Origin of the sequence: Pseudomonas sp. VE 267-6A, assembly GCF_024126555.1 — a bacterium.
GTDB classification, from domain to species: domain Bacteria; phylum Pseudomonadota; class Gammaproteobacteria; order Pseudomonadales; family Pseudomonadaceae; genus Aquipseudomonas; species Aquipseudomonas palmensis.
The window spans coordinates 1-4,048 of record NZ_JAMYBY010000039.1; the positions used below are offsets into that span (position 1 = coordinate 1).

1 protein-coding gene is annotated in these 4,048 nt (G+C 64.6%); it reads right to left on the reverse strand.

Annotation, left to right across the window (positions count from 1 at the left end):
• The coding region (locus tag NJH59_RS25315) for a condensation domain-containing protein (RefSeq protein ID WP_367270568.1) at window positions 1–4,031 on the reverse strand (4,031 nt) is incomplete at its 3' end.
• Window positions 4,032–4,048: the final 17 nt, after the last annotated feature.

A 4,048-nucleotide genomic window follows, 5' to 3' on the forward strand; every position in this document is an offset into this window, starting at 1 on the left:
GGCACGTAGGCGCCACCGGCCTTGAGGGTCGCCAGCAGGGCGACGACCATCTCGATGCTGCGTTCCATGGCGATGCCGACCAGCATGTCGGGGCCGACACCGCGTGCAATCAGCGCATGGGCGAGCTGGTTGGCACGGCTGTTGAGTTCGGCATAGCTCAGGTGCTGTTCGCCGAACACCAGTGCCGGCGCGTTCGGTGTCTGTTCGACCTGCGCCTCGATCAATTGATGAACCGGTTGCTCGAGTGGGTAGTGGGTCGATGTCAGGTTCCAGTCGAGCAGTACGGTGTGCTGTTCCTGCGGTGCAAGCATCACCAGGTCGCCGATGGCCTGGTCTGGCGAGTCGAGCATCGCCCTCAGCAGCCTGAGCAGCGAGTGAGCGAGCTTCTCGACCGTGGCGGTATCGAAATGCGCCTGGTCGTAACTTGCCTGCAAGGTCAGCATCGCGCCGAAGCCGACCATCAAGGTCAAGGGATAGTTGGTCTGCTCATGGGTACGGATGCTGCCAAAGTGCAGTGTTGTGCTTGGCGTCTGTTCCAGGGCTTGCGAAATCGGATAGTTCTCGAACACCAGAAGGGTGTCGAACAGGCTTTCGGCGTTCTTGCCGGCCAAGCGTTGAATCTCGAACAACGGGGTGTGTTCATGTTCTCGCAAGCCCAGGTTCTGCGCCTGCACCTGCTGCAGCCATTGGCCGACGCTGAGCTCGGGCAGCGGCGTGGCGACCACTGGCAAGGTGTTGATGAACAGCCCCAGCTGCTGTTCCACGCCGCTGAGCTCCGCCGGGCGACCGGAGACGGTGGCACCGAAGCAGACCGTCGCCTGCGCGCAGTAACGCTGCAGCACGATCAGCCAGGCTGCCTGAACCAGTGTGTTGGGGGTCACCTTCTGCTGGCGGGCAAAGGTCTCGAGCCGGGCAGTGTCGGCCTGTTCGAGCGCGGCTTCGAGGTGTGCGTGGCCGGACCCCGGTGAGCGTTGCGCAGTGATGGCCGCTGCAAGCCGAGTGGGCGTATCGAGGGTCTGTACCTGGGCTTTCCAGAACGTCTCGCTCAGTGTCGGGTCCTGTTGTTGCAGCCAGGCGATGTAATCGCTGTAGCGACCGCTGGACTGGGGCACGCGCTGGCCATGGTAGCGCTGCATCACCTCACCCATCATCTGCGAGTTGCTCCAGCCATCCATCAGGATGTGATGGTGGGTGTAGATGAGGTGATGGCTGTCCTCGCCGGTGCGGACCATGAACAGGCGCAGCAATGGCGGTTGCTGCAGGTCGAACGGCTGCATCAGCTCTTCGCCAGCCAGGGTGTCCAGCGCTGCGCTGCAACCCTGGCGCTCGCGCCAGTCCAGTACGCTGAACGGCAGTTCGACTCGCTTGTGCACCACTTGCAGCGGCTCGTCGAGCTGGCCCTGCCAGAGGAAACCGCTGCGCAGGATGTCATGGGCATCCAGGGTGGCCTGCCAGGCGGCCCGGAAGCGTTCTGCATCCAGGCCGCGTACGTCCAGGCGCATCTGATTGATGTAGTCGCCTGCTTGTTGCTGGTAAAGGGTGTGAAACAGCATGCCCTGTTGCATCGGGGCCAGCGGGTACAGCGTTTCAACCTGCTGGGCCGAAAGGGGCAGTGCATCGAGCTGCGCCTGGCTCAAACGGGCCAGAGGCACGTCCGACGGCGTCAGGCCGTGGTGGTCGGCCTGCAGGCAGTGCTCGATCAGGCGGCTCAGCGAATGCAGGTAATCTTCGGCCAGCCCTTCAATGGTCGATGCATCGTACATTGCGCTGTTGTAGCCCCAGGTCAGGCTCAGTTCACCGGCAAACACCTGGCAGTTGAGGGTCAGCCAGTTGCTCTGCGGGGCGTCCAGGCTCTGCCCGATACCTGCGCTTTCTGCAGCGGGGGCAAACAGCGCACCCTCGTCACTGTCGAAGGTGCCATCGAGCTGGCCCAGGTAATTGAACGTCAGGCGCGGCACAGGCAGTTGCTGCATGGTCTGTTGCGTCTGTGCATCGCCCAGGTAGCGCAAGGCGCCGAAGCCGATGCCCTTGTTGGGGATGGCGCGCAGTTGCTCCTTGATCTGCTTGATCGTGCCACCCAGCGTACTGGCCGGGGTCAGGCGTACCGGGAACAGGCTGGTGAACCAGCCGACGGTACGGGTCAGGTCCATGTCTTCGAACAGCTCCTCGCGGCCATGCCCTTCGAGTTGCAGCAGCAGGTCGTCGTGACCGCTCCAGCGCGTGATGACCTGCGCCAGCGCGCTGAGCAGCAGGTCGTTGACCTGGGTGCGATACGCCGCCGGTGCCTGTTGCAGCAACTGGCGGGTGCGTTGCTTGTCCAGCACGACCTGCACACTGTTGCTGTTGCGGTTGATCAGGCGATCGGCTGCACGGTCGCAGGGCAGGTCATTGCTCGCTCCGTGCAACTGCTGCCAGTAGGCGAGTTCCTGGTTCTGCCCGGTGTGCCTGGCGAACGCCTGCAACTGTTCGGCCCAGGCACGCAGCGAGCGGGTCCTGGCGGGCAGTTCGACAGCGTGCCCGGCCACTGCACGGCGGTATGCTGCCTGCAGGTCTTCGAAGAGAATGCGCCACGACACGCCATCGACCGCCAGGTGGTGAATCACCAGCAACAGGCGCTGGCTGCCATCGGTGAGCTCGGCAAGCAGCGCACGGACCAGGCCGCCTTCCAGGTCCAGGCTACGCTGCGCCGATTCGGCCAGCGCTTGTAGCGCATGCGCATCACTGACTGTGTGTTGCCACAGCAGCGGTATGTGTGCCCAGGCTTCGCGCTGGGCCGCTTGCGAACGGTACTCGCCGGTCCAGCCGCTGGCGGTTTCGGTGAACTGCAGGCGCAAGGCGTCGTGGTGCAGCACCAGGCTTTGCAGGGCCTGATGCAGCGCCGCCGCATCAAGCCTGGCGTTGGCCTTGAGCAGTACGGCCTGGTTCCAGTGATGCCGCTCGGGCATCGGCAGTTCGAAGAACATCTGCTGGATCGGCAGCAATGCCGTTTCGCCCTGCAAGGGCGATTGGTCGACAACCGAGCGTGCATCGCTGGTCTGGGCAACCGTGGCCAGGCGCTGGATGGTCTGGTGTTCGAACAGCGCCTTGGGAGTGAAGCGGATACCGGCCTGACGGGCGCGACTGACGACCTGGATCGAGATGATCGAGTCGCCGCCCAGTTCGAAGAAGTTGTCGGTAACGCCCACGCGATCAAGCTTGAGTACCGCCTGCCAGATAGCGGCCAGTTGCTGTTCCAGTGGGTTGGAGGCAGCGACATGCTCGCTGCGCGTGGCTGCGTCGCCGATGCCGGGCAGAGCCTTGCGATCGAGCTTGCCGTTCGGGCTCAGCGGCAGTTGTTCCAGCAGTATCAGGTGGGTTGGCACCATGTAGTCGGGCAGACCGGTCAGCAACTGCTGGCGAACAGCATCGCGCCATTGCGCCTGCTGCGCACTGCTGGCCGACGCCAGGGTGGCGTCACTGGCCACCAGGTAGGCGGCCAGTTGCAGGCCGCTGCCTGCTTCAACGGCCAGCACGCTGGCCTCGCGAACGCAGTTCAGTTCGAGCAGGTGCGCTTCGATTTCACCGAGTTCGATACGCAGGCCGCGGATCTTCACCTGGTGGTCGACTCGCCCCATGTAGTCGATCACGCCGTCGGCGCGTTGGCGTGCCAGGTCACCGGTACGGTACAGGCGCTGGCCGGCGCCGAACGGGCTGGCGACGAAGCGCTCGGCGGTCAGCGCGGCACGGCGGTGGTAACCGCGCGCCAGGCCTGCACCGGTCAGGTACAACTCGCCGGTGGCACCCGCCGGCAACGGCAGCAGGTCGGCACTGAGCACGTACGCGCCCAGGTTGGCGATCGGCTGGCCGATCGGCACGCTGTTGCGACCTTCGTCGCGGCAGGTCCAGTGGGTCACGTCGATGGCGGCTTCGGTGGGGCCATACAGGTTGTACAGGCCGGCGTTCGGCAACTTGGCGAACACCTGTTGCTGCGCGTCCACCGGCAGGGCCTCGCCGCTGCAGACGATGCGGGTGAGGCTGGTGCAGCTCGGCACACCGGCATCCAGCAGGA